Origin of the sequence: Micromonospora phaseoli (assembly GCF_900109115.1) — a bacterium.
Taxonomy (GTDB): Bacteria; Actinomycetota; Actinomycetes; order Mycobacteriales; family Micromonosporaceae; genus Micromonospora; species Micromonospora phaseoli.
This window is the reverse complement of the sequence record NZ_FNYV01000005.1, coordinates 85,236-108,428: the sequence shown is the minus strand read 5'-3', so window position 1 is coordinate 108,428 and position 23,193 is coordinate 85,236. Positions and strand designations below refer to the sequence as shown.

The window sequence follows — 23,193 nt, the reverse complement described above, 5'->3', positions numbered from 1 at the left end:
AGTGGCCCGCCGGAAGCCCGGCCGGGCGGTACCCGTACGCCGTCAGCGGGGTTCGGGGAAGCTGGGCCGCTCCGGGTCGACGCCCTCGGGCACGGCGGCCGTCGCGTACTCCCGCTTCGGGACCATCACCTTGCGCCGGAAGACGCAGACCAGCGTGCCGTCCTGGTTGTAGCCACGGGTCTGGACCGCCACCACGCCCCGGTCGGGCTTGGAGGAGGACTCGCGCTTGTCCAGCACCGTGGTCTCGCCGTAGATCGTGTCGCCGTGGAAGGTCGGTGCGACGTGCCGCAGCGATTCGATCTCCAGGTTGGCGATCGCCTTGCCGCTGACGTCGGGCACGGACATGCCGAGCAGGAGCGAGTAGATGTAGTTGCCGACCACCACGTTGCGCTTGAACTGACTCGCCGACTCGGCGTAGTGCGCGTCCAGGTGCAGGGGGTGGTGGTTCATGGTGAGCAGGCAGAACAGATGGTCGTCGTACTCGGTGACCGTCTTACCCGGCCAGTGCCGGTAGACCGCGCCGACCTCGAACTCCTCGTAGTAGCGGCCGAACTGCATCCTGGTCCCCTTCGACGGGAGGCGATGGAGTTCGGCACAGCATGCCTTATCGAAGGTTAAGGAAGGTCGCGGGGCGCGGACGGTGGCGAAAAGTCACACCGACCGGGGGTCCTGCTGCGGTGGGCTGGCCGGAGCGGGCGCGACAGGCGGTTCCGGCGGGCGCCGACCGAGGCCGGACGCAATGAGCGGCGGGGCCCTCCCCGGCACCCGCCGCCCACGCTCTGATGCTTCAAGATTCTGCCGTACGGGTGTCCGACTGCACAGAGACCGAGGTCACATTTATCTTTTTGTTACATTACACAGAGTCACTGATCATCGGCCAAAAGGCGATCTCCGCAGGTCGAATAGGCGCTCGTCAGCACGGAAGTTACCAACTCGTAGCGCGACAATGGGTTGATCTCATTGGAAACGCTCCCATCACGCCTGGTTACGCAATTGCGACGTGCATTTGCGTTCTGCGGAGGCCCCCTGGCACCGACGGTGATCGATGCGGACAAAGCACCCAGCGGGACCCTGCCCAGGGTTTCGGTGGCACCCCGGCGGGAATGCGACGGGGTACGCACCGGTTTCACCAGACGTAGCTGTTCCGCGTGATCGGAGAGATTCAGATGGCAACCGTCGAGCTGACCACGGCTAACTTCGACCAGGTGACCGAAAGCGACGGCATCGTGCTGGTTGACTTCTGGGCCGAATGGTGCGGTCCCTGCAAGCGGTTCGCCCCGGTCTACGAGCGCTCTTCCGAGAAGCACTCCGACATCACCTTCGGCAAGGTGGACACCGAGGCGCAGCAGGAAGTCGCCGCCAAGTTCGACATCCGGTCCATCCCGACCATCATGGCGATCCGCGACGGCGTGATCGTCTTCGCCAAGCCGGGCGCGCTGCCGGATTCCGCCCTGGAGAACCTCATCGAGCAGGTCCGCGCCCTCGACATGGACGACGTACGCAAGAAGCTCGCCGACCACAAGCACTGACGCCACCGGGTGGCCCGGGCCCGCATTCGGGCCCGGGCCACCGGCGTCCTGGTCGGCCACGCTCGTCACAGGTCGGACACGGCACCGCCGATCGGACTCCACCGGCCACCACGCGTGCCGTATCTTCTCAACGCGATGGAAGCGCTGACGGGCCGCGGCCGCACGATCCGGGTGGGAGTCACGGCACTCGGCCTCGCCGTCCTGCTCGCCGGCACCATCTGGGGCCAGGACGACCACTTCCCGTTCGGCCCCTTCCGGATGTACTCCACCTCCGACCCGGCCGACGCGGACGCCCCGGACACCCGGGTCGAAGGTGTGGACCACGCCGGCAACCTGGTCGACCTCGGCGAGGGTGCGACCGGCATCCGGCGGGCCGAGATCGAAGGCCAGCAGAGCCACTACGTCGCCGAACCTGACCGGCTGCGGGAGGTCGCCGAGGCGTACGCCCGACGCAACCCCGAGGCTCCAGCGCTGGCCGAGGTCAGAATCGTGATCCGCTGGCACGACATCACCGACCGTCGGCCCACCGGCCGGTGGGCCGACGAGACCGTGGTGCGTTGGGAAGTCACGCCGTGAGCCGCTGGCTGACCGAGGCGGTGCCCCGAGGCCGCGTCGCCGCCTTCCGCACCCTGGTCTACCTCTTCGTCGCCGCCGACCTGGTCATCTTCACCCCATGGGTACGCGCCCGCGTCGACGTGCCCGGCGACCTCTACCAGCCACTCTTCGTCGGACGGGTACTGCCGCTGCCCACCCCCACCTCAACGCTGGTGGGCGCGATCTTCTGGGCGCTGCTGCTGCTCGCCCTGCTGGCAGCCACCGGACGGGCCCCCCGGCTGCTCGGCTGGACGGTCTTCGCGCTCTACCTCGAGTGGATGATCATCGCGATGAGCTACGGGAAGGTGGACCACGACCGGTTCGCCCTACTCGTCGCGCTGGCGGTGCTTCCCACCGTGGGCCGGGCCCGGCACGGCGATCCGACCAGGAGCGAGGCCGGCGGCTGGGCCCTGCGGGTCACCCAGATCGCGGTCATCTGCACCTACTTTCTCGCCGCCCTGGCGAAGTTCCGCTTCGGCGGGCTGGACTGGGCGACCGGCTCGGTGCTGGCGAAGGCGATCATCCGGCGCGGCACCGAGCTGGCCGACCTGATCGCCCAGGTGCCGCACCTGCTGCTCGTCGCCCAGTTCGGCATCCTCGCCTTCGAGCTGCTCAGCCCGGTGATCTTCGTGCTGCCCGAACGCTGGCGGCACGCAATGGTCGGCTTCTTCTACTCGTTCCACCTGGTCACCATCGCGACCATTACCATCTCGTTCGCACCGCACCTGGTCGCCATGACCAGCTTCCTCCACCTGGAACGGGTCCGCCCGGTCGTCACGGTGCGGCGGCTACTGGTCCGCCGGTCCGGGCGGGGCACCGGCGTCGTGGCCCCACCGGTCCTGGGCGGCGACACCGACGCCGGACCCGATCGCGTACCGCTCGACGACGCCAAGCAGCCGGACGTACCGCTCGTCGGGGGCGAGCCGATCCCCGGTCCGGTCACGCCTTAGGTTCAGCTGCCCGACGGGCCGTAGAGGCGGTCCCGGGTCTCCTGCGGCAGCGAGCAGGCGGCCGTGCCGCCGGGCATCCGGTGCCGGTTGCGGGCCACCCAGCGGTACGCGGGCCAGGCGGCAGCGCGTACCGGCGGGAACCGGAGCCCGGCCCCGGCGGCCCGCCAGAGCCGGCCGCTGTCGCCGAGCAGCGCCGCGATGGCGTCCGGGCCGGCGGCGCGGGTGCCGTCGCGCCCCACCCACTGCACCGCCTCCTCGCACTCGGCCTCGGTCAACCCGAGCCGGTCCAGGTCGGCGAACTGCCAGGGCACCACGTGGGCGCCGGTCGGGATCCGGCGCTCGATGAACTCCGCGCAGCGGGTGCAGAACGCGCAGTCCCCGTCGTAGACGAAGGTCGACCTCTCCATGCCTCCCATCCTCCCCCGGCGTGCACCGGTCGACGCGTGGGTGTCCGGTGCGTCACTTGCACACCGATCGTACGTGTGTTCGAATGGTGGCCATGCGCTGGGACAACCTCACCGCTCCCCCGGTTGAGGGAGTTCCCGGACGGGCAGCGCCAGCGACGCCACCCCTGCCGCTGGCGCTGCCCGACGCGGTCGTCCGCACCTTCGACACCCCGGACTTCGCCGGGATGACCTTCTACGAGGTGCGCGCCAAGTCGATCCTCAACAGGGTCCCCGGCACGTCCCGGGTGCCCTTCGAGTGGACGATCAACCCGTACCGCGGATGCAGCCATGCGTGCTATTACTGCTTTGCCCGAAATACCCACACCTACCTTGACTTCGACGCCGGGGCGGACTTCGACCGGCGGGTGATCGTCAAGGTCAACGCGGGCGAGCTGGTACGCCGCGAGCTGGCCGCGCCGCGCTGGCGGGGTGCGCACCTGGCGATGGGCACCAACGTCGACTGCTACCAGCGGGCCGAGGGCCGCTACCGGCTGATGCCACCGATCATCGAGGCGTTGCGCGACTTCGCGAACCCCTTCTCGATCCTGACCAAGGGCACCCTGATCCTGCGTGACCTGCCGCTGCTGCGGCAGGCGGCCGAGGTCACCCGGGTCGGCATCGCCTTCTCGGTGGGGGCCGTCGACGAAGCGTTGTGGCGGTCGGTCGAGCCGGGGACACCGGGCCCACGCCGACGTCTCGACGCCGTACGCCAGTTCGCCGACGCCGGCTTCGAGGTCGGCGTGTTGATGGCACCGATCCTGCCCGGCCTCAGCGACTCCGACGAGTCCATCGAGGCCACCGTCGCGGCGATCGCGGCCGCCGGGGCGGCCAGCGTGACCCCGCTACCGCTGCACCTGCGCCCCGGCGCCCGGGAGTGGTACGCGGGCTGGATCGCCCGGGAGCACCCGCGGCTCGTGCCCCGCTACCGCGAGCTCTACCGGTCGGGCTCCTACGCGCCCCAGTCGTACCAACGGGAACTGACCGCACGGGTACGCATCGCCGCCCGCCGCCACGGCCTGATCCGGCCCGAGCGCGGCGAACACCGCGACGTGCCGCCCCCGACGCCGGCGCCTGAGCAGCTGAGCCTGCTCTGACCTGCCGGAATCGGCCGGCGGTGGCGCGGCTAGAGTCGGCGGGTGCGCTCCGCCCAGCAGATCCTCGCCGACTCCGCCGTGATCGCCGTCGTGGGCGCCTCACGCGACCCAGCCAAGGCCGCTTACCGGGTACCGGCCGAGATGCAGCGGTACGGCTGGCGCATCATTCCGGTCAACCCGATCGCGGACGAGCTGTTCGGCGAGCCGGTGTACCGGTCCCTGGCCGACATTCCGCACCCGGTCGACCTGGTCGACGTGTTCCGGCCGGCGGAGGACGCCGTGGACGTGGTCCGTGAGGCGGTGGCGATCGGGGCCCCGGCGGTGTGGTTGCAGCTCGGCATCGTCTCGCCACCGGCCCGGCGGATCGCCGAGGAGGCCGGCGTCGACTACGTGGAGAACCGCTGCCTCATCGTGGAGCGCGCCGCCGCCGGACTGACCCGCGCGAACTGAATTCCAGTAGACCTCGGCGGCGGTGACCAGCATCCTTTCCGGGTGCCGATGTCTTGCCGGGCCCTCCTGCGGTGGCAGTTCGACCTGACCTGGTCGCTGTTCGAGTACCACCTCGAACGGCTCGAACCGACGGACTTCTGCTGGGAACCAGCCGAACTCAGCTGGACCATGCACCGAGGCTCCGAGGGAGCCTGGACGCCGGACTGGGCGGACACCGAACCCGATCCGGTCCCGGTACCCACGATCGCCTGGCTCACCTGGCACCTCGGCTGGTGGTGGAGCGCGGCCATCGACCAGTTGCACGGGCGGCCCGTCCCGAAGCGCGAGGACGTCGACTGGCCAGGGCCGGGAGAGGAGACCGTGAGCTGGTTGCGCGAGCTGCGCGAGCGGTGGCTGACCCTGACCGACGCCCTGACCGACGACGACCTCGACACCACCGCCGCTTTTCCCTGGCCGGCGGAGAGCGGGCACACCGTCGCGCAGTTGCTGGGGTGGGTCAACGCCGAACTGATGAAGAACGTGGCCGAGATCGGCCAACTCCGACTGACGCGCGCCGCGCAACCTGCCGGGCGTTAACAGGGGGCCCCTGCTATACCGGAGGCGTTAACAGGGGGCCCTTCCTTCAGAGCTTGTACTCGCGGAGCAGGCCCCGGGAGATGATCGTCTTCTGGATCTCCGAGGTGCCCTCGCCGATGAGCAGGAACGGCGCCTCCCGCATCAGCCGCTCGATCTCGTACTCCTTGGAGTAGCCGTAGCCGCCGTGGATGCGGAACGCCTCCTGGACGACCTCCGCGCAGTACTCCGAGGCGAGCAGCTTGGCCATCCCGGCCTCGACGTCGTTGCGCTGGCCGGCGTCCTTGAGCCGGGCGGCGTTGACCATCAGGGCGTGCGCCGCCTCGATCTTGGTGCCCATCTCGGCGAGTTTGAAGGCGATGGCCTGGTGTTTCGCCAGCGGCTGGCCGAAGGTCCGGCGCTGCTGGGCGTACCCGACGGCCAACTCGAAGGCGCGGATGGCGATGCCGCAGGCGCGGGCGGCGACGTTGACCCGGCCCACCTCGATGCCGTCCATCATCTGGTAGAAGCCCCGGCCGACCCGGTCCGCGCCGCCGAGGACGGCGGTGTCGGGGACGGTGACGCCGTCGAGCACCATCTCGGTGGTCTCGACGCCCTTGTAGCCCATCTTGTCGATCTTGCCGGGGATGGTCAGGCCGGGAGCGGTCTCGCCGAAGCCGGGCTCCTTCTCCAACAGGAAGGTGCTCATGTTGCCGTAGACCGAGTCGGCGCCGGTGTCGGTCTTGACCAGGGTGGCCACCACCGAGGAGTACGCGCCGTTGGTCAGCCACATCTTCTGGCCGTTGATGACGAAGTTGTCGCCGTCGCGGACCGCCTTCGACTTGATCGCCGAGACGTCGGAGCCGCACTCCGGCTCCGACATGGAGAAGGCGCCGCGCACCTCGCCGGTGGCCATTCTCGGCAGCAGCCGGGCCTGCTGCTCGGCGGAGCCGTGCTGCGAGATCAGGTACGCCACGATGAAGTGCGTGTTGACGATGCCGGAGATCGACATCCAGCCCCGGGAGAGCTCCTCCACCACCAGGGCGTAGGTCAGCAGGGACTCGCCGAGACCGCCGTGCTCCTCGGCGATGGTGAGGCCGAACAGGCCCATCTCCTTCATCCCGTCGAGGATGTCCGCCGGGTACTCGTCGGCGTGTTCCAGGCGCTGCGCGTGCGGGATGATCTCCTTGTCCGCGAACTCCCGGACGGTCTCCAGGATCGACCGCTGCTCGTCGGTCAGGCCGGGCGTCTGGGCCAGTCGAGCCATCTCAGCCTCCGGGGAATCGACACCTTACTCGTTGGTAACTAAACGCTCGATCAGTATCGGTCGGCGGGCCGGCGCGGCCAAGGTGACCAGTCCATACAACCGCTGTGAAAAGGTTCACCGCTGCGGGTAGCGTCCCGCAATGGGGGGCCAACCGCCAGGGCGTACGGCCCTGAAGCCTCGTCGGTCAGAGCGAACGGCGCCGCGGAGCCGCCGGGCGGCACGGAGGAGGAGAGCGTGAGCCAACCACCGGAGCCGGACCAGCCGCCGTCGCCCTACGAACCACCTCCCGGCGGGCAGCCGTCCGGTCAGCCCCAGTACGGCCAGCCCTACGGGCAGCAGCCGGACCAGCCGTCATACGGGCAGCAGCCTGGGCCACCGTCATACGGAGAGCAGCCGGGCCAGCCGGCGTACGGGCAGCCGTCGTACGAGCACCCGGGCCAGCCACCGCACGGCCAGCAGTGGGGGCAGCAACCCCCGTACGCCCCACAGGTGCCCTACGGGCAGTACGGCCCGCCGTCTCCCCAGGGCGGCGGTGGCGGCACCAACGTGCTCGCGATCCTGTCGCTGGTCTTCGCGTTCGTCTTCGCCCCCGCCGGCATCGCCCTCGGACATCTGGCCAAACGGCAGCTGCGTACCAGCGGTGAGGACGGCGAACAGCTGGCCACCTGGGGCCTGATCCTCAGCTACGTCTTCACCGGCATCTTCCTGGTGGCCTGCTGCGGCTGGCTCGCGCTGGCGATCTGGGCCGGCTCCGACGGCACCAACACCTGACCGCTCAGCGGAACTGGGACTCCCGGACGCTGTTGCCGCCGTCGACCACCAGCATCTGACCGGTGATGTACGACGCGGCCGGCGAGCAGAGGAACGTGATCGCGGCGGCCACCTCGTCCGGCGTGCCGGGCCGCCCCACCGGCGTACCCAGGCCCTGCTTGATCTCGGCCATCGTCGAGGCGGCGGTGTAGATGGTGCCCGGAGCCACCGCGTTGACGGTCACCCCGTCGGCGATCATCTCCATCGCCAACGCCCGGGTCAGCCCCACCACGCCCGCCTTGGCCGCCGCGTACGCCGCCTCGGTGGGCTGCGCGTTGACCGGCCCGGCGGTCGCCGCCAGGTTCACGATCCGGCCCCAGCCACGCTCGGCCATCCCGCCGATGAACGCCCGGCTGCACAGAAAGGCCGTGGTCAGGTTCCGGTCGATCTCGCCGCGCCACTCGTCGTAGCTGAGCTGGGCGACCGGGCGCAGCACCTCCGGGCTTGCCCGGCTGGCCAGGCCGGCGTTGTTGACCAGCACCTCGACGTCACCGAGCTGCTCGGCGACGGCGTCGGCCAGCGCGCCCACCTCGGACTCGTCGGTCAGGTCGGCGACGAAGCCGATCACGCCGAGTTCGCCGGCCCGTTCGTGGATGCGCCTCGTGGTCGAGACGATCGCCACCCGGGCGCCCAGATCGGTCAGCCGGCGCGCGGTGGCGTACCCGATGCCGTCCGGGCTACCTGCCCCGGTCACCAGCGCGACCTTTCCGTCCAACCGCATCGTCACCGGCTCGGGTAGCGCCGCCGGTGCATCCTGGTCGGCAGGCCCGGGCGTCGCGACGGGGCGGGAGCGCCGGGCCACACCCGGCCGGCTGACGTCCCGTCTCGCTCTGTTGCCGGAACGGTCGGCCGCGCGTGCGTCAATCCCCATGCCGAGATCCTGCCCTCTGCTGCCGCGCCGGGCAACGCGCACCCGGTGTCGGGCGCGTCGCGAATTGCCCGCCGGTGATTACCCTGACTGCGCCACAGCAACGCGACGGAAGAGAACCCGATGACACAGCCCCCGCCGTCCGGCGGCTGGCCCGACCCCGCGTCGACCGGCCACCCTTCCAGCCCGCCCGTCGACCCGACCATGCCGGTGAGCCCACAGCCACCGGTGCCGTCGCAGCCGACCGGGTACGACCCGTACCAGCCGGTCGCCGACCCCTACCAGCCGCCGGCCGACCCGTACGCCGGCATGAAGTCGGACCTCGGCGCGCCGGCCGCCGCGCCGTACCCGCCGGCCGGATACCCGCCCGCCCAGCCTCCCGGATACCCGCCGGCCCCGCCCGGCTACGGCTATCCCCCGCCGGGGTACGGCTACCCGCAGCAGAAGACGAACTCCATGGCCATCGTCGCCCTGGTGCTCTCCCTGATCGGAATCGGTTCGTGCATCACCGCCCCGATCGGCGCGATCATGGGACACGTGGCCATGCGCCAGATCCGGGAGACCGGCGAGGGCGGCGAGGGAATGGCGAAGGCGGCCATCATCGTCGGCTGGATCCTCACCGGCCTGCTCGCCCTGGTGCTCATCGGGTACGCGGTCGCGATCGCCTTCGCCATCGCGAACTCGTCGAACGTCTGAACCCTCGCCTGTCTGCCCCGGCCGCCGGGGCAGACAGGCGAGCTGCGACGGCTACTCGGCGGGCGGGGTGAAGGCCGAGGTACGCGTCATGCCGGCGGCCCGTCCCTTGGCCGCGATCACCAACGCCATCTTGCGGGACGCCTCGTCGATCATCTCGTCGCCGAGCATCACCGCGCCGAGCCGGCCGCCCGCCTCCGAGGTGTAGTGCTCGTACGCGTCGAGGATCAACTCGGCGTGGTCGTAGTCGGCCTGGGCCGGCGAGTAGACCTCGTTCGCGGCATCGATCTGCCCGGGGTGCAGTACCCACTTGCCGTCGAAACCGAGCGCCGCCGAGCGCTTCGCCACCTCACGGAACGCGTCGGTGTCCCGGATCTGCAGGAACGGGCCGTCGATGGCCTGCTTGTCGTGCATCCGGGCGGCCATCAGGATGCGCATCAGGATGTAGTGGTACGGGTCCCCCGGGTAGCCCGGGATGAGCCCGCCGACCACCAGCGACTTCATGTTGATCGAGGCCATGAAGTCGGCCGGTCCGAAGATGATGGTCTCGACGCGGGGCGAGGCGGCGGCGATGGCGTCGACGTTGACCAGGCCGGCCGCGTTCTCGATCTGCGCCTCGATGCCGATCCGGCCCACCGGCAGGCCGAGCGTCTTCTCCAACTGGGTGAGCGTCATATCCAGCCACTGCACCTGCGCCGCGTCCTGCACCTTGGGCAGCATCACGCAGTCGAGGTTGGCGCCCGCGCCCTCCACCACGTCGATCACGTCCCGGTAGGTCCATGGCGTGGTGAGGTCGTTCACCCGGACGACCCGGGTCTTGCCGGCCCAGTCACCCTCGTTGAGCGCGGCCACGATGTTCTTCCGGGCATCCGGCTTGGCCAGCGGCGCGACGGCATCCTCCAGGTCGAGGAAGACCTGGTCGGCCGGCAGGCCCTGGGCCTTGCCGAGCATCTTGACGCTCGATCCGGGCACGGCCAGACAGGACCGTCGGGGACGCCCAACAGCGGCCATTGACTGCGCTCCTTCGCCGGGTGCGGCGGACCCGCCGCCGCCACCTGAGAAAACCCGGGAACTTAACGATCCCAAAGGTGCTTGTGACCTCACGGTAACCTCGTGCCGTGACCGGGGTGAATGGACCTGTGGAAGATCTCACTGGGCGCCGACTGGTGGTCGTCACGGGTGCCAGTTCCGGCATCGGGCTGGCCGCCGCCATCGACCTCGCGTGCCGTGGTGACCAGGTGGTGCTGGTCGGCCGGGATCCGTCCCGGCTGCGGGCCGCCGCCGAGGAGGTACGCGAGGCGTCCGGGGAGCGGCCCGAGGTGTTCCGCGCCGACTTCGCCGTGCTCGACGACGTCCGGCAGGTGGCCGGGCAGCTGCGCGCGGCGTACGACCGGATCGACGTGCTGGCCCAGAACGCCGGCGCGATCGTGCTCCAGCCGATCACCACGGTCGACGGTTTCGAGCTCTCCATCCAGGCCAACCACCTGGCGCCCTTCCTGCTCGGCAACCTGCTGGCCGACCGGGTCCGCCGGATGGTGGTCACCGCCTCCGGCGCTCATCGCAGCGGCACACTCGACCCCGACGACCTCAACGCGCCGCTGCGCCGCTACCGCCCGCTGTCCGCGTACGGCACCAGCAAACAGGCGAACATCCTGTTCACCGCGGAGGCGGCACGCAGGTGGCCGGCGGTCGACGCGTACTGCTTCCACCCCGGCGTGGTGCGCACCCGCTTCGGCAACGAGAGCCGGGTCGTCGCCCTGGGCATGCGCCTGCTGCCGCTGCGCGACCCGGTAAAGGGGGCGCAGACGCTGGTGTGGCTGGCCAACCAGGACCGGTCCCGGCTGAACGACGGCGGTTACTACTTCGACTGCCGACCGCGCCGCCCACTGCCCAAGGCGGCCGACCCGCGACTCGCGGCCCGACTCTGGACGGCCAGCGCCGCCGCCGTCGGCATCACCGCCTGAGCCGGTACGGCTCGACCGCAGCGCGACGGGGTCGCGGTGCTCGACCGCAGCGGGACGGGGTCGCGGGAATCAGGTGACGTTGCGATACTCCGCGGCATGACCACGACCGGGAGCACCAGCCTGCAGGTGTTCGGCAAGGACGAGGAGCTGGCCGCTCGGCTGGAGGCGGAGCTGACCGCCTTCAACCAGCAGGCGACCGGCGCCGACGACGAGGCGGATCTCTCCGTTCGGGTCACCGGCGCGGACGGTGAACTGGTGGCCGGGCTGACCGGGTGGAGCTGGGGGGCCTGCGCCGGGATCAACATGGTCTGGGTCCGTGCGGACCGCAGGGGCGAGGGCTGGGGCGGCCGGCTGCTGGCGGCGGCCGAGGAAGAGGCCCGCCGCCGCGGCTGCACCGAGATCTCGGTCGCCTCGTTCTCCTTCCAGGCCCCCGACTTCTACCGCCGACACGGCTACCTCGACACCGGTCGCCGGGAGGGCATCCCAGGTGGCCACGTCGACCACCAGTTCTGGAAGTCGCTGGTCACCGACTCGGCCGCCGCGGTGCGTCTGGTCGCGCTGGTCGAGATCCCGGCCGCCGCGGTCGAGGCCGGTCAGCAGTACGAGGACACCGTGCTCTCGCTGCTGCCGCGCTACGGCGGGCGGGTGGAGCGGCGGCTGCGCACCGGCGACGGGCGTACCGAGGCGCACATCATCCGGTTCGACACCCGGGCCGGTTACGAGGCGGCCCTGGCCGATCCGGAGCGGACCGCCCTGCGGACCATGCTGGGCGAGGCCGCGCCGACGACCCGGGTGCTGGAAGTGCACGAGGTCTGACCGTAAGCCGGCCGCCCTCAGTCGCGCAGGGGAGCCGCGTCGGCGGGGACGGCCGTGCTCACCTGTCGCGCGCGGCGGGCCGTACGGGCGGTGGACAGCACCACCACCGCGACGCCCACCAGCAGCAGCGACAGGCCGGGCAGCGTCACCGGGTCGGGCAGCTGGCCCAGCCACGCCCAGCCGATCAGGGCGGCGCCGGGGGCCTCCAGCAGGATCAGCACGCTGACCGTGGTGGCCGAGATCCGCCGCAACGCGTAGCTGAACATCGAATGGCCGAGCAGTTGGGCTCCGGCGACCAGGGCCAGCACGGCCAGCCAGGTCTCGGTGTCGAAGCCACCCAGCGGCACCCGGCCGACCAGGCAGACGACCAGCAGAATCAGCCCGCACACCCCGTAGCAGATGGTGGTGTAGGTGGCGGTGCTCACCGTGACCCGGGCGCGCTCGCCCAACGCGGTGTACACCGCCGCGAACAGACCTCCGGCGACCGCGAGGAGGTCGCCCGTGAAGGCCTCGGCGGACACCGTGAAGTCCGCCCCGGTCGCCAGCACCGCACCGACGACCGCCACGCCGATACCGGCCCAGACACCGGCCGGCAGTCGGCGCCCCTGAGCCCTCGCGATCAGGCCCTGCCAGACCGGCTGGGTCGCGACCAGCGCTGTCGCCGCAGCCACCGAGGTGAGCTTCGCACTCGGCATCCAGGTGGCGAAGTGCGCCGCCAGCGCCACCCCGGACAGCACGCAGAACATGCCGTCGCGCCGGCCGACCCCGCTGACCAGGGACCGGAATTCGGTCCGGCGCCGGGCGACGGCGAACGGACCCAGCACGGCGAGGGCCAGCACGTTGCGCCAGAACGCGATGGCCAGGGCAGGTGCGGCGGCGAAGGCGATCAGCGGAGCCGAGGACGAGACGGCCACGACGGCGAGCGCCAGCGCTCCGCCGGTCAACAGGTCCAGCGGCGGACGTTGGGGTTCGGGGGACACGAGACGCAATCCTCACACGTCACCGGTCACCACTTTCCGTCAGCCTTCGGTTACGATCACCGGCGTCCTCGCCGGGGCTCCCCTCATCCGCCCGGAGGCAGTTCCCGATGCCCAGGTTCCAGGCGGTGCTGTTCGACTTCTTCGGCACGCTGACCCGTCCGGTCCAGCGTGGCGCCGGTCATCGCCGCACCGCAGAGATGCTCGGCTGCCCGCCGGACACCTTCGTGCAGGTGCTCGACCGCAGCTTCTACGAACGCGCCTGCGGGCGCTTCGGCAGCGCCGAGGCCACCCTGCGGTGGGTGTGTGAGCAGGCCGGCGTCCGCCCGTCCGAGGAGGTGCTGCGGGCGGCGGTCGCCGCCCGGCACCGGGCCGTACGCGCGGACACCCGGCTGCGAGACGACGCGGTGTCGACCCTGCGGGCGCTTCGGCAGCGGGGCGTGCGTACCGGTGTGATCAGCGACTGCACCCACGAGCTGCCGCTGTTCCTGCCGGAGTTGGTGATCGCCCCGCTGCTCGACGTCCGGGTCTTCTCCATACAGGTGGGACGGTGCAAACCCGACGCCGCGCTCTACCTGGCCGCCTGCGCGCGGCTGGGCCTGCACCCGCAGGACTGCCTCTACCTGGGTGACGGCGGCAGCCAGGAACTGACCGGCGCGCGGCGCGCCGGGATGAGCGCCGTCCGGCTGGCCGCGCCTGACCTTGCCGACCATCTGGTCTTCAACCTCGACGCCGACTGGACCGGTCCGGTGCTGGGCACCCTGAGCGGGGTGCTCGACCTGGTCGAGGAGATCACCGCACCGGTGGGCGTGCCGTCGTGAGTCGCGCCTCAGCGACGCCGGACCCGGTGCAACCGGAACGGCCTGCGGGTGGCCCGCACGGCCGGCGACGGCCGGGGCCGCTCGGCCAACGAACCGGCCGGCAGCCCGCTGCCGTGCTCCGGCTCGCCGGCGGCAGCGAGCCGGACCAGCGCGCAACCCTCGGCCGCCCAGCGCGCCACCAGGTCCACGGTGGCACCTCGGGAGTTCAACCGCTTGGCACCCACCAGCGGGGCCAGCGTCTCCCACTCCTCGGTGCCCGGGGACACCCGGGTCACCCGCGCCGGCCAGGTGACGATCCGGCCGCCGTGGTCACCGCGGAGCGTCACCTGAGCCTCGGCCGCCTCGGCCAGGCCGGGGGCGGCCTGCTCACCGGGGCCGCTGACCACGAACAGCGCGCCCTCCAGCGGCACGCACCACAGGGCGAGCGACGGGCCACCGGCCACCGCGACCCAGGCCACCGAGGCCTTCTTCATCGCCTCGTCCACCAATGGGCTGCTGTCACGCTCGTCGGTCACCGCCGCATCCTCTCCTACCCGGGCCGGTCCGTGCCGCCCGCTCAGCCGACGAACGGCGGGACCATGATCTCCCCCCGCGCCACCGACATCACCTGACCGGCGACGCTCGCGCCCAGCACGGTGCCGCCGGCCGCAGTAACCGTGCAGGCCAACAAGGACGGCCGGCCCATCTCGACGCCCTGCCGGACGGTGTACGACGATCGTTCGTCGCCGGGCAGCAGTCCGCTGGCGACCAGCCACACCCCGAGGCCGAGCGCCGCCGACCCGGTCGCCGGGTCCTCCGGTACGCCGAGACCGGGAACAAAGACCCGGGCGTGCGCGGTTTGCGTCGGCGCGTCCCAGGAGAAGACGCTGACATGCTCGATCCCGTATCGCCGTGCCGCCACCGGGTCGACCTCGGCTCGAGCCAGCGCCTCGGGGCGTACCGGCAGGAACGGGAACTCCAGTCCGCAGCCGGCCACCCGCGGTGGCGGACCGAGGTGGTCACCGGCGCCCAGCCGGGCCATCTCCAGCAGCGGCTCCGGGTCCAGCTCGGGCCCGAGGGTGGGGGTGCCACCGGTCAGGGTGGCCGCGTCCTCGGTCACCTCGATCGGCAGCACCCCGGCACCGCACTCCTGGGTGACCTGCCCAGTAGCGAACAGACCGCGCCGGCTGGCGGTCACCGCGGCGCCGACGCTGGGGTGACCGGCGAACGGCAGTTCGTCGACCGGGGTGAAGATCCGGGCCCGGTAGGTTGCGCCGACCTGGGTGGCGGGCAGCACGAAGACGGTCTCCGAGAGGTTGAACTCCCGGGCCAGCGCCTGCATCTGCTCGGTGGCCAACCCTTCGGCGCCGAACACCACCGCGAGCGGGTTCCCGGCGTACGGACGGTCGGTGAAGACGTCCACGATCTCGTAAGCCAAGGTCGACATGTGATAAACACTAGGCCCTCTGGCGTCTGTCCACGGCACAGCAGGGCCGGGACATCGGCCCACGCCCTAGGCTGGTGCCCGTGAGCACGCCGACCCGGGTGTACATCGCCCGCCTCGCCGGAGTCGCGGTCTTCGACCCCAACGGCGACCAGGTGGGCCGGGTACGCGACGCGGTCGCCCGGCTGCGGGCGAGTCAACGTCCGCCCGAGGTGGTGGGCCTGGTCGCCGAGATGCCGATGCGTCGACGGATCTTCCTCTCCATCAACCGGATCACCTCGGTCGACGCCGACGCCATCGTGCTGGGCAGCGGCACGCTCAACCTGCGTCGGTTCGAGAAGCGCCCCAACGAGCTGCTGGTGCTCCAGGAGTTGCTGGACCGCCGGGTGCAGGTCGCGCCCGAGGGCCGGGCGGCGACGGTGGTGGATGTGGCGATGGAGTGCAACCGCAGTGGGGAGTGGTCGCTGGCCCGGGTGGCGGTACGCGAGCAGACCGGCCGGTTGGCCCGCCGGGGCCACCTGCACCAGGTCGAGTGGGACCAGGTACGCGGTCTCAGTGGCGTGGCGGACACCCGTGGCACCGCCAACCTGCTGGCGGTGCTGGAGGAGATGCGCCCGGCCGACCTGGCCAACGCGTTGCAGGACCTGCCCGACACCCGCCGCAACGAGGTCGCTGCCGCCCTGGACGACGAGCGGCTCGCCGACGTGCTGAGCGAGCTGCCCGAGCGCGACCAGGTGGAGATCCTGGCCGCGCTGGACCGCGAGCGGGCCGCCGACATCCTGGAGGAGATGGACCCGGACGACGCCGCCGACCTGCTCGGCGAGCTGCCGCCACCGGAGCAGGATGTGCTGCTCGACCTGATGGAGCCGGACGAGGCCGACTCGGTGCGGCAGTTGCTGCACTACACGCCGGGTACGGCGGGCAGCGTGATGACCTCCGAACCGGTCATCCTGCCCCCCGACGCGACCGTGGCCGAGGCGCTGGCCCGGATCCGGGAGCCGCAGCTCTCCCCGGCGGTGGCCGCCCAGGTGTTCGTGGCCCGCGCGCCGATGGCCACCCCCACCGGCCGCTACCTCGGCATGGTGCACTTCCAGCGACTGCTCCGGGAGCCGCCGGCCGACCTGCTCGGCGGGGTGGTGGTCAACGACATCGACCCGCTGCACACGACCACGCCGTTGCCGGAGATCACCCTCCGGATGGCCACCTACGATCTGGTGGCCATGCCGGTGATCGACCGGAACAACCGGCTGGTGGGCGCGGTCACCGTCGACGACGTGCTGGACCATCTGCTGCCGCGGGACTGGCGGGACCGGGACGCGGCAGCGAGCAGCAACCCGGACGCGACGACCAGGGCGGCCGGCCCCGACGCGGCGACGGACGGTGAACATGAGTGAGCAGCGACGGGGGGAGCGGCTGGACCTCCCACGGGAGCCTCGCGGGCTGAAGCTGCCCCGGGTCGACCAGGAGACCTTCGGCCGGTGGGCCGAGGGCATCGCACGCGGCATGGGTACGGCGAACTTCATCGTCTACATGACGCTGGTGATCACCGCGTGGTTCCTCTGGAACACCCTCGCCCCGGCGGGACTGCGCTTCGACCCGTACACCTTCACCTTCCTCACCCTGGTGCTCTCCATCCAGGCGTCGTACGCGGCTCCGCTGATCCTGCTGGCGCAGAACCGTCAGGCCGACCGGGACCGGGTGGGGATGGAGGAGGACCGACGCAGGGCCACCATGCAGAAGGCCGACACGGAGTACCTGGCCCGTGAACTCGCCGCGCTGCGGATCTCGCTGGGCGAGGTGGCGACCCGGGACTTCGTCCGCTCGGAGCTGTCCCGGTTGGCCGAGGAGCTCAACGAGGCGGCGCAGCGACGGCAGCGGCTGGAGCGCCGGCAGCGGGAGGGCGGCCCCGGGGCGCTGGTCGGCCGGAGCGGGCTGGAGGAGCCCCGCGACGAGGTCGACGGTGACCATTCCGGTGGTGGCCGCCAGGACGCCGAGGCGCCCCGCGCTCCGGAGAACTGACCACCGGCCTGATCGACTCGCTCACACCGGCTGCGGCTGGCGTCTGCGACGGACCCGAGCGACGTAACATTGCCGGCATGTCAGCTCCCGTCAGCACCGTCAACGACGCAGTTCAGGCCGCCCTGGCCACCGTCAACGACCCGGAGATCCACCGGCCGATCACCGAACTCGGCATGGTCCGCTCCGCCGAGGTCGGTCAGAACGGCGTGGTCCGGGTCGAGCTGCTGCTCACCGTGGCCGGCTGCCCGCTGAAGGACAAGCTGCGTGCGGACATCACCGCCGCGGTGGGCGCGGTGAGCGGGATCACCGGCGTCGAGATCGAGTTCGGCGTGATGAGCACCGAGCAGCGCCAGGAGCTCCAGACCAAACTGCGTGGCGGCGGCGCCTCCCAGGAGCCCGTCATCCCGTTCGCCCAGCCCGGCTCCCGTACCCGGGTGTACGCGGTGGCCAGCGGCAAGGGTGGGGTCGGCAAGTCCAGCGTGACGGTGAACCTGGCCGCCGCGCTGGCCGCCCGTGGCCTCGCCGTCGGCGTGGTGGACGCGGACATCTACGGCCACTCCGTGCCGCGGATGCTCGGCGCGGACGGCCGTCCCACCCGCGTCGAAGACATGATCATGCCGCCGGAGTCGCACGGCGTGAAGGTCATCTCGATCGGCATGTTCACCGCCGGCAACGCCGCCGTGGTCTGGCGCGGCCCGATGCTGCACCGCGCGTTGCAGCAGTTCCTCGCCGACGTCTACTGGGGCGACCTCGACGTCCTCCTGCTCGACCTGCCCCCGGGCACCGGAGACGTGGCCATCTCGCTGGCCCAACTGCTGCCGAACGCCGAGATCCTGGTGGTCACCACTCCGCAGGCGGCCGCCGCCGAGGTGGCCGAGCGGGCCGGCGCGATCGCCCTGCAGACGCATCAGCGGATCGTCGGTGTGATCGAGAACATGTCCTGGCTGGAACTGCCGGACGGTTCCCGGATGGAGATCTTCGGTGCCGGCGGCGGCCAGACGGTGGCTGACTCGCTGACGCAGACCATCGGTGCGCAGGTGCCGCTGCTGGGTCAGGTGCCGCTCGACACCCGGGTACGCGAGGCGGGCGACAACGGGAACCCGATCGTGCTGGCCGAGCCGGACTCTCCGGCGGCGAAGGCCCTGGACCAGGTCGCCGACCGGCTCGCGGTGCGCCGCGAATCCCTGATCGGCAAGCCGCTGGGCCTCAAGCCGGCCGGCCGCTGAGCGAACCGAGGCGTCAGGTGACCTCGTCGTAGCTGGCGGCACGGGGCGGGGGAGCCGGCGCGTCGGTGCGCGTCGCAGCGGAGGACCCTGGCCGGCGCGGGTCGGCTGCGGTGGCGACGTCCTTGAGCTCGTTGTGCACGCCGGAGACGTCCGCGCGGAGGTCGTCGTACACGCCCTGCAACGGCTTCCGGATCGCCTGCTCGTCCTCCTCGCTGAGCAGGTGCTTGCGGATGAACGCCTTGGGGTGCAGGTCCTCCAACTGGATGTCGGTGCCGAGTTCCTTGCTCAGGTCGGTGGTGGCGGTGCGGGCCATGTTGCGGAGGTTGCGCACCATCCGCAGGCCGTCGGTGATCACCACCGGCAGTCGGTCACCGAAGATCAGCAGCGCCAGCAGCAGCAGCGCCCCGACCTCCCACACGTTCAGGTTCTCGAACACCCTCCGGCCCTCCTCTCCCCGCTACCGCAGCCAGAGTACGCACGTCGGTGGCCCGGCCAGAAGAGGGCGCGAGATCACTTCGCGTCCGCGGCGAGGGTCACCGAGGCGTTCTGGCGGGTCGAGCCACGCCGGTACTCGATCGTCACCACCGAGCCGGGCGCGTACTTGCGGACCAGGGCGATCAGGTCGGTCGGCTCGGTCATCGGGCGGCCGTTGAGCTTCAGGATCACGTCACCGGCCCGTAGCCCGGCACCGGCGGCCGGTCCGGCGGGCTCCACCGTCCCCAGGCGTACGCCGACGCCGTTGGTGCTTGATCCGGGTCCGCCGACCTGGGCACCGATCACGGTGCGACGGGCCTTGCCGGTGCCGATGATGTCCTGCGTGATCCGCTTGGCCTGGTTGATCGGGATGGCGAAGGCCAGGCCGATGTTGCCGGCCTCCTGGCCGTCGGCGACCAGGGACTTGATCGTGGAGTTGACCCCGATGACCCGCCCCGCCGAGTCGACCAGCGGGCCGCCCGAATTACCGTGGTTGACCGCGGCGTCGGTCTGGATCGCGGCGTAGTAGCGCGTCGGGCCACCCGGCTCGCCGGCGTGCATGGTCCGGTCCAGGGCGCTGACGATCCCCGCGGTGACCGTGTTCGCCAGCGACAGCGGGGAACCCATGGCGAGCACCGGATCGCCCACCGCCAGCGCGTCGGAGTCACCGAACTCGACCGGCCGCAGCCCACTGCGCGAGACCTTGATCACTGCGATGTCGGACTCCGGGTCCTGACCCACCACGGTCGCGGCGGCCGAGCTGCCGTCGTTGAAGATCACTGAGGCCTTACCGGTGCCGCCGGCGACCACGTGGTCGTTCGTGATCACGTGTCCGTCGCCGCTGACGATGAATCCGGAACCCTCGCTGGTGCCGCCCACGCCGGCCACCCGGACGGTGACCACGCTGGGCAGGACGCGTTCCGCGACCCCGGCCAGCGACTCCGGCGGGCGCTGCGCGAGCGTGGGCACCGGCCCCGGGGCCGCGCCGAGCACCGGCCCGCCCGCACCTGCCCGGAGGGCGAAGGCGTAGCCGAGCGCACCGCCGAGCGCACCGGCGAGCAGGGCGATCACCAGCGGGACGAGCAGCATCTGACGCAGCGTCGGTCGGCCGGGCGCGTCCGGGTCGGTGACCGGTTCCGGTTCGGTGCCGGCGACCACTGCCGCGGGCAGCACCACCGCCGTCGGGGCGTTCGGGTCCCGCCACGGATCCGCGAGCGCGTCGGACCACCACGGCGACTCGGCGCTGTGACCGCCGCCAGGTGGCGCAGCGGGTACGCCGGCCAGCGGGTGTCCGGACACCGGTTGCCCCGCCGGTGCCCCGCTCGCGCCGGGCTGGCGCCAGTCCCAGCCGTCGGTCACTCGGTGCCTCCCACTCCCGTCCCCCGGTATCCACGATCCGCGATCGGGCGCCGCCAGAGGTGCGGTCGACGGGATACCGCTTCCAGGATTGCACGGATGCGCCGCGCGGGGTCAGCGGTTGTCACCGCGGGTGGATGCCCGGCTGCGCTCAGAGCGGGTCGCCTCTAGAGTCACAATGCCCACTCGCCCTTCACATCACGCTCGCCGCCCGGAGGTGCCCCATCGCCACGGTCGCCGGTTCCGGCAGTTCGACGAACCCGGCCCTGCAGTTCGCGGAGTCGTACGTCACGGAGGACCTGGTGCTGCGTACCGCCCGCAGCATCGCCCACGAGGTCGGCCTCGACGCGGTCACACCGGGCGCGGGCGCCGCGTTGCGCCTGCTCGCCGCGGCGGGCAACGCCCGCGGCGTGGTCGAGATCGGCACCGGCACCGGGGTCAGCGGGGTGTGGTTGCTGCGCGGCATGCGCGCCGACGGGGTGCTCACCACCATCGACGTCGAGGTGGAGCATCAGCGGATCGCCCGACGCATCTTCGCCGAGGCCGGCTTCGTCGCCGGCCGGACGCGGATCATCACCGGCCGGGCGCGCGACGTCCTGCCCCGGCTCGCCGACGGCGCGTACGACCTGGTCTTCGTCGACGCCGAGGCGACCGGCTTCACCGCCTGCGTGGACGCCGCGCTGCGGCTGCTGCGACCGGGCGGTGTGCTGGTGCTCAACGGCGCGCTCGCCGGCGGCCGGATCGGTGACCCGGCGGCTCGGGACGCGGAGACGGTGACGGTACGCGAGACGGTGAAGGCGATCCGCGAGTCGGAGCACTGGATCCCGGCGCTGCTGCCGGTCGGTCACGGACTGCTGGCCGCGGTGCGCTGCTGAGCCACCACCGAGCCCGGTGGGTCGTTGCGCCCACCGGGCCGGTGCGCTGCTGAGCGACCGCCGGGTCAGGTCAGGGTCGCCAACCAGCGCAGCAGGCCGCGTACGCCCCAGCCGGTCGCGCCCCGGGTCAGCTCCGCGTGGTCCCGGTCGCTCCAGGACGGCGCGGACATGTCGATGTGCAGCCAGCGATCGCACATCTCGCCGGTGAACTCCCGCAGGTAGAGAGCGGCCAGGACGGACCCGGCGCCCTGCGTCGGAGCGCTGTGCAGATCGGCCAGGTCGCTGCCGAGGTGCTCCACGTAGTCGGCGGCCAACGGCATCCGCCAGGCGGACTCGCCCGCCGCGTCGATCGCCGCGAGCAGATCCTTGGCGAGCTGGTCGTTGTCGCTGTAGAGGGCGCCGGTGCGGCTGCCGAGCGCCACCGCGTTGGCCCCGGTCAGGGTGGCCAGGTCGATGAGCAGATCGGGCTTGAGCTCCTGTACCGCGTACGCCAACGCGTCGGCGAGGACCAGCCGGCCTTCGGCGTCGGAGTTCGTCGTTTCGCTGGTCAGCCCGCCGTAGTGGCGGACGATGTCGCCGGGTCGGAACGCGGCGCCGCTGACCATGTTCTCGGCCAGTGGCGCGAGCGTGGTGACCCGGACCGGCAGCCGCATCGCCGCCGCGCCGAGGGTCGCCGCGACGACGGCGGCGGCCCCGGCCATGTCCTTGCGCATCAGCTTCATCGCCGGCACCGGCTTGATCGAGATGCCGCCGGTGTCGAAGGTGATGCCCTTGCCGACCAGCACCACGTGGGTACGGGCGTCGGACGGATGCCAGTCCAGCTCGACCAGGCGCGGCCCGCTGGCCGATCCGCCGCCGACGGTGAGGATCCCGCCGAAGCCCTCGGCGGCCAGCTCCTCCGGCTCGCGGACCCGCAGGCCCAGCCCGGGCAGGTCGGCGGCGGCCTCGGCGACCTGCGCCGCGAACCACTGCGGGTTCTTGACCGACGAGGGCATGTTGGTGAGGTCACGGGCCAGCCGGGTCATCCGGGCGGTGGTCCGGGCCACCTCGACGGCCGGTTCGTACGTCTCGGGGGCGCTGACCGCCAGGTCGACGCCGGCCAGCTTGGGTGCGTCGGCGTCGTCGCCCAGCCGGAACCGGTAGGAGCCGAGCAGCAGACCTTCGACCAGTCCGCGCACCGCCTCCGGAGTCGCCCCGGCCGGCAGCGCGAGTGTGATATGAGTCTCATCTTTTCCGGCGCGCACCAGCGCCGCCCCTGCCGCCCGCCAGCCGGCCTCGTCCGCCTCGCCGACCCCCACCAGCAGCAGCCGGGACGGGCTGCGCCCCGGGCGCAGCTGTACGCGGACCTCGCTGGCCCGGCCGGTGAACCGGGCCAACGGGAGCAGCTCGGCCGCTTCGCTCGCGACCTGGTCGGGCAGGGTGACCGACGTCGGAATCGGCTCCGCCGGCGCGTCGTCGGTGACGCCCGCCCGTACGGGCAGGGCCAGGGTGTCGAGCCGGTCCGGTTCGGCGGTCAGACGGATGGCGAGCACGCGGAGCCGTACCTCCTGGAGAGATCGCGGAACGGGCGCTCCACGAGATCGGGTATCCGGGGCAGCTCCCCGGGAGTTGGTGCGAAGGCCCTGAGCCACCGGCTCTGCCGGTGGCTCAGGGTGAGGGCGTGGCTCGGTGGAGACACGCCCTCGACGAGCCGTCCGCGGCGGCGAGCGTCGCTGACGAACCGGCCTTGATCAGCCGGCGGCCGCCTTCAGCGCGTCACCCAGGGCGGTTGCCTCGTCGGGAGTCATCTCGACGACGAGCCGGCCACCGCCCTCCAGCGGGACCCGCATGACGATGCCCCGGCCCTCCTTGGTGACTTCCAGCGGACCGTCGCCCGTCCGCGGCTTCATCGCCGCCATGTTGTCTCCCCTCAGACCTACACCAGGGTCGGTGGGTTGCCCCACAGCCACTTCGCCATGACCACCCGCAACTTGCGTGAGGGTGTCGACC

Annotated in this window: 27 protein-coding genes; 15 read left to right on the top strand and 12 right to left on the bottom strand. The window is 71.6% G+C overall.

Translation table 11 applies throughout. From position 1 onward, the window contains the following. Positions 1-42: 42 nt before the first annotated feature. Entirely contained in the window at positions 43-558 is a 516-nt protein-coding gene (locus BMY89_RS14710) for a MaoC family dehydratase (protein ID WP_092380543.1), read from the bottom strand. A gap of 608 nt (positions 559-1,166) precedes the next feature. Between BMY89_RS14710 and trxA the strand changes: the two genes are divergently transcribed. The 3 genes from trxA (at position 1,167) to BMY89_RS14695 (ending at position 3,073) form a co-directional block, all read left to right on the top strand. After that, entirely contained in the window at positions 1,167-1,529 is a 363-nt protein-coding gene (trxA, locus tag BMY89_RS14705) for a thioredoxin (protein ID WP_092380818.1), read from the top strand. A 135-nt stretch (positions 1,530-1,664) separates the two neighbouring features. Beyond that, positions 1,665-2,105, top strand: a complete 441-nt coding sequence (locus tag BMY89_RS14700) for a hypothetical protein (protein WP_092380817.1) — start codon at positions 1,665-1,667, stop codon at positions 2,103-2,105. Next, positions 2,102-3,073, top strand: coding sequence for an HTTM domain-containing protein (locus tag BMY89_RS14695; protein ID WP_111313825.1), 972 nt, complete (start codon positions 2,102-2,104; stop codon positions 3,071-3,073). The genes BMY89_RS14700 and BMY89_RS14695 overlap by 4 nt, the downstream gene beginning before the upstream one ends. Before the next feature lie 2 nt (positions 3,074-3,075). Here BMY89_RS14695 and BMY89_RS14690 read toward each other — a convergent pair whose 3' ends face one another. Beyond that, the gene (locus tag BMY89_RS14690; protein ID WP_092380542.1) at positions 3,076-3,480 is read right to left on the bottom strand and encodes a thiol-disulfide oxidoreductase DCC family protein; all 405 of its coding nucleotides are present in this window, start codon (positions 3,478-3,480) and stop codon (positions 3,076-3,078) included. A 92-nt stretch (positions 3,481-3,572) separates the two neighbouring features. Here BMY89_RS14690 and BMY89_RS14685 point away from each other — a divergent pair, with 92 nt between their 5' ends. From BMY89_RS14685 to BMY89_RS14675, 3 genes are read left to right on the top strand one after another with little or no spacing between them, the layout of a single operon-like run. Continuing rightward, positions 3,573-4,613 carry an Rv2578c family radical SAM protein gene (locus BMY89_RS14685; RefSeq protein ID WP_092380816.1) on the top strand — a complete coding sequence of 347 codons (1,041 nt, stop codon included), beginning with the start codon at positions 3,573-3,575 and terminating at the stop codon, positions 4,611-4,613. 42 nt (positions 4,614-4,655) lie between these two features. Beyond that, positions 4,656-5,063: a CoA-binding protein gene (locus BMY89_RS14680; protein WP_092380541.1), complete on the top strand. Its 408-nt coding sequence runs from the start codon at positions 4,656-4,658 to the stop codon at positions 5,061-5,063. A gap of 48 nt (positions 5,064-5,111) precedes the next feature. Beyond that, positions 5,112-5,639, top strand: coding sequence for a DinB family protein (locus BMY89_RS14675; RefSeq protein WP_092380540.1), 528 nt, complete (start codon positions 5,112-5,114; stop codon positions 5,637-5,639). A gap of 46 nt (positions 5,640-5,685) precedes the next feature. Here BMY89_RS14675 and BMY89_RS14670 read toward each other — a convergent pair whose 3' ends face one another. Continuing rightward, positions 5,686-6,882 (bottom strand): acyl-CoA dehydrogenase family protein, encoded by a 1,197-nt coding sequence (locus BMY89_RS14670; RefSeq protein ID WP_092380539.1) that lies wholly within the window; start codon positions 6,880-6,882, stop codon positions 5,686-5,688. A 234-nt stretch (positions 6,883-7,116) separates the two neighbouring features. On the opposite strand from BMY89_RS14670, the gene BMY89_RS14665 reads away from it, so the two are divergent. After that, positions 7,117-7,653, top strand: a complete 537-nt coding sequence (locus tag BMY89_RS14665; protein ID WP_092380538.1) for a DUF4190 domain-containing protein — start codon at positions 7,117-7,119, stop codon at positions 7,651-7,653. Between the two features lie 4 nt (positions 7,654-7,657). Here the strand turns inward: BMY89_RS14665 and BMY89_RS14660 are convergent, their stop codons facing one another. Next, on the bottom strand, positions 7,658-8,494 hold the full coding sequence (locus tag BMY89_RS14660) for an SDR family NAD(P)-dependent oxidoreductase (protein ID WP_175510377.1): 837 nt from the start codon (positions 8,492-8,494) through the stop codon (positions 7,658-7,660). Positions 8,495-8,683: 189 nt separating this feature from the next. Between BMY89_RS14660 and BMY89_RS14655 the strand changes: the two genes are divergently transcribed. Continuing rightward, the gene (locus tag BMY89_RS14655) at positions 8,684-9,256 is read left to right on the top strand and encodes a DUF4190 domain-containing protein (protein ID WP_092380536.1); all 573 of its coding nucleotides are present in this window, start codon (positions 8,684-8,686) and stop codon (positions 9,254-9,256) included. A 51-nt stretch (positions 9,257-9,307) separates the two neighbouring features. On the opposite strand, the gene BMY89_RS14650 is transcribed toward BMY89_RS14655, so the two are convergent. Beyond that, entirely contained in the window at positions 9,308-10,264 is a 957-nt protein-coding gene (locus tag BMY89_RS14650) for an HpcH/HpaI aldolase/citrate lyase family protein (RefSeq protein ID WP_092380535.1), read from the bottom strand. Between the two features lie 128 nt (positions 10,265-10,392). Here BMY89_RS14650 and BMY89_RS14645 point away from each other — a divergent pair, with 128 nt between their 5' ends. Beyond that, positions 10,393-11,217: an SDR family NAD(P)-dependent oxidoreductase gene (locus tag BMY89_RS14645; RefSeq protein ID WP_092380534.1), complete on the top strand. Its 825-nt coding sequence runs from the start codon at positions 10,393-10,395 to the stop codon at positions 11,215-11,217. Positions 11,218-11,313: 96 nt separating this feature from the next. Then, positions 11,314-12,033 (top strand): GNAT family N-acetyltransferase, encoded by a 720-nt coding sequence (locus BMY89_RS14640; RefSeq protein WP_092380533.1) that lies wholly within the window; start codon positions 11,314-11,316, stop codon positions 12,031-12,033. A 17-nt stretch (positions 12,034-12,050) separates the two neighbouring features. On the opposite strand, the gene BMY89_RS14635 is transcribed toward BMY89_RS14640, so the two are convergent. Next, the gene (locus BMY89_RS14635; protein ID WP_372433284.1) at positions 12,051-13,022 is read right to left on the bottom strand and encodes a DMT family transporter; all 972 of its coding nucleotides are present in this window, start codon (positions 13,020-13,022) and stop codon (positions 12,051-12,053) included. A 98-nt stretch (positions 13,023-13,120) separates the two neighbouring features. Here BMY89_RS14635 and BMY89_RS14630 point away from each other — a divergent pair, with 98 nt between their 5' ends. Then, entirely contained in the window at positions 13,121-13,831 is a 711-nt protein-coding gene (locus BMY89_RS14630) for an HAD family hydrolase (protein ID WP_092380531.1), read from the top strand. Positions 13,832-13,839: 8 nt separating this feature from the next. Here the strand turns inward: BMY89_RS14630 and BMY89_RS14625 are convergent, their stop codons facing one another. After that, the gene (locus BMY89_RS14625; RefSeq protein ID WP_092380815.1) at positions 13,840-14,304 is read right to left on the bottom strand and encodes a hypothetical protein; all 465 of its coding nucleotides are present in this window, start codon (positions 14,302-14,304) and stop codon (positions 13,840-13,842) included. A gap of 83 nt (positions 14,305-14,387) precedes the next feature. Continuing rightward, on the bottom strand, positions 14,388-15,257 hold the full coding sequence (locus tag BMY89_RS14620) for a PhzF family phenazine biosynthesis protein (protein ID WP_092380530.1): 870 nt from the start codon (positions 15,255-15,257) through the stop codon (positions 14,388-14,390). A gap of 80 nt (positions 15,258-15,337) precedes the next feature. On the opposite strand from BMY89_RS14620, the gene BMY89_RS14615 reads away from it, so the two are divergent. The 3 genes from BMY89_RS14615 (at position 15,338) to BMY89_RS14605 (ending at position 18,499) form a co-directional block, all read left to right on the top strand. After that, a complete protein-coding gene (locus tag BMY89_RS14615) occupies positions 15,338-16,648 on the top strand; it encodes a magnesium transporter MgtE N-terminal domain-containing protein (protein WP_092380529.1) in 1,311 nt (436 codons plus the stop codon). Then, positions 16,641-17,273 (top strand): DUF1003 domain-containing protein, encoded by a 633-nt coding sequence (locus tag BMY89_RS14610; RefSeq protein WP_092380528.1) that lies wholly within the window; start codon positions 16,641-16,643, stop codon positions 17,271-17,273. The genes BMY89_RS14615 and BMY89_RS14610 overlap by 8 nt, the downstream gene beginning before the upstream one ends. A gap of 77 nt (positions 17,274-17,350) precedes the next feature. Next, positions 17,351-18,499 (top strand): Mrp/NBP35 family ATP-binding protein, encoded by a 1,149-nt coding sequence (locus tag BMY89_RS14605; protein WP_092380526.1) that lies wholly within the window; start codon positions 17,351-17,353, stop codon positions 18,497-18,499. A 13-nt stretch (positions 18,500-18,512) separates the two neighbouring features. Here BMY89_RS14605 and BMY89_RS14600 read toward each other — a convergent pair whose 3' ends face one another. Together BMY89_RS14600 and BMY89_RS14595 are read right to left on the bottom strand one after the other, a co-directional pair. Then, positions 18,513-18,935 (bottom strand): twin-arginine translocase TatA/TatE family subunit, encoded by a 423-nt coding sequence (locus BMY89_RS14600; RefSeq protein ID WP_092380524.1) that lies wholly within the window; start codon positions 18,933-18,935, stop codon positions 18,513-18,515. 74 nt (positions 18,936-19,009) lie between these two features. Further along, the gene (locus tag BMY89_RS14595) at positions 19,010-20,332 is read right to left on the bottom strand and encodes a S1C family serine protease (RefSeq protein WP_092380522.1); all 1,323 of its coding nucleotides are present in this window, start codon (positions 20,330-20,332) and stop codon (positions 19,010-19,012) included. A 263-nt stretch (positions 20,333-20,595) separates the two neighbouring features. On the opposite strand from BMY89_RS14595, the gene BMY89_RS14590 reads away from it, so the two are divergent. After that, entirely contained in the window at positions 20,596-21,204 is a 609-nt protein-coding gene (locus BMY89_RS14590; RefSeq protein ID WP_175510376.1) for an O-methyltransferase, read from the top strand. Positions 21,205-21,269: 65 nt separating this feature from the next. Here BMY89_RS14590 and BMY89_RS14585 read toward each other — a convergent pair whose 3' ends face one another. Both BMY89_RS14585 and BMY89_RS14580 read right to left on the bottom strand, forming a co-directional pair. Next, positions 21,270-22,736: a leucyl aminopeptidase family protein gene (locus BMY89_RS14585; RefSeq protein ID WP_092380518.1), complete on the bottom strand. Its 1,467-nt coding sequence runs from the start codon at positions 22,734-22,736 to the stop codon at positions 21,270-21,272. A gap of 198 nt (positions 22,737-22,934) precedes the next feature. Next, on the bottom strand, positions 22,935-23,102 hold the full coding sequence (locus BMY89_RS14580) for a DUF3117 domain-containing protein (protein ID WP_013283866.1): 168 nt from the start codon (positions 23,100-23,102) through the stop codon (positions 22,935-22,937). Positions 23,103-23,193 lie beyond the last annotated feature (91 nt).

What these genes read in the sequence shown, in the direction of transcription:
- BMY89_RS14620 (WP_092380530.1), bottom strand. Translation starts at nt 15,257, where the DNA reads ATGTCGACCTTGGCTTACGAGATCGTGGACGTCTTCACCGACCGTCCG.
- BMY89_RS14610 (WP_092380528.1), top strand. Translation starts at nt 16,641, where the DNA reads ATGAGTGAGCAGCGACGGGGGGAGCGGCTGGACCTCCCACGGGAGCCT.
- BMY89_RS14685 (WP_092380816.1), top strand. Translation starts at nt 3,573, where the DNA reads ATGCGCTGGGACAACCTCACCGCTCCCCCGGTTGAGGGAGTTCCCGGA.
- BMY89_RS14710 (WP_092380543.1), bottom strand. Translation starts at nt 558, where the DNA reads ATGCAGTTCGGCCGCTACTACGAGGAGTTCGAGGTCGGCGCGGTCTAC.
- BMY89_RS14670 (WP_092380539.1), bottom strand. Translation starts at nt 6,882, where the DNA reads ATGGCTCGACTGGCCCAGACGCCCGGCCTGACCGACGAGCAGCGGTCG.
- BMY89_RS14650 (WP_092380535.1), bottom strand. Translation starts at nt 10,264, where the DNA reads ATGGCCGCTGTTGGGCGTCCCCGACGGTCCTGTCTGGCCGTGCCCGGA.
- BMY89_RS14640 (WP_092380533.1), top strand. Translation starts at nt 11,314, where the DNA reads ATGACCACGACCGGGAGCACCAGCCTGCAGGTGTTCGGCAAGGACGAG.
- BMY89_RS14675 (WP_092380540.1), top strand. Translation starts at nt 5,112, where the DNA reads ATGTCTTGCCGGGCCCTCCTGCGGTGGCAGTTCGACCTGACCTGGTCG.
- BMY89_RS14630 (WP_092380531.1), top strand. Translation starts at nt 13,121, where the DNA reads ATGCCCAGGTTCCAGGCGGTGCTGTTCGACTTCTTCGGCACGCTGACC.
- BMY89_RS14690 (WP_092380542.1), bottom strand. Translation starts at nt 3,480, where the DNA reads ATGGAGAGGTCGACCTTCGTCTACGACGGGGACTGCGCGTTCTGCACC.
- BMY89_RS14625 (WP_092380815.1), bottom strand. Translation starts at nt 14,304, where the DNA reads ATGAAGAAGGCCTCGGTGGCCTGGGTCGCGGTGGCCGGTGGCCCGTCG.
- trxA (WP_092380818.1), top strand. Translation starts at nt 1,167, where the DNA reads ATGGCAACCGTCGAGCTGACCACGGCTAACTTCGACCAGGTGACCGAA.
- BMY89_RS14655 (WP_092380536.1), top strand. Translation starts at nt 8,684, where the DNA reads ATGACACAGCCCCCGCCGTCCGGCGGCTGGCCCGACCCCGCGTCGACC.
- BMY89_RS14605 (WP_092380526.1), top strand. Translation starts at nt 17,351, where the DNA reads ATGTCAGCTCCCGTCAGCACCGTCAACGACGCAGTTCAGGCCGCCCTG.
- BMY89_RS14700 (WP_092380817.1), top strand. Translation starts at nt 1,665, where the DNA reads ATGGAAGCGCTGACGGGCCGCGGCCGCACGATCCGGGTGGGAGTCACG.
- BMY89_RS14580 (WP_013283866.1), bottom strand. Translation starts at nt 23,102, where the DNA reads ATGGCGGCGATGAAGCCGCGGACGGGCGACGGTCCGCTGGAAGTCACC.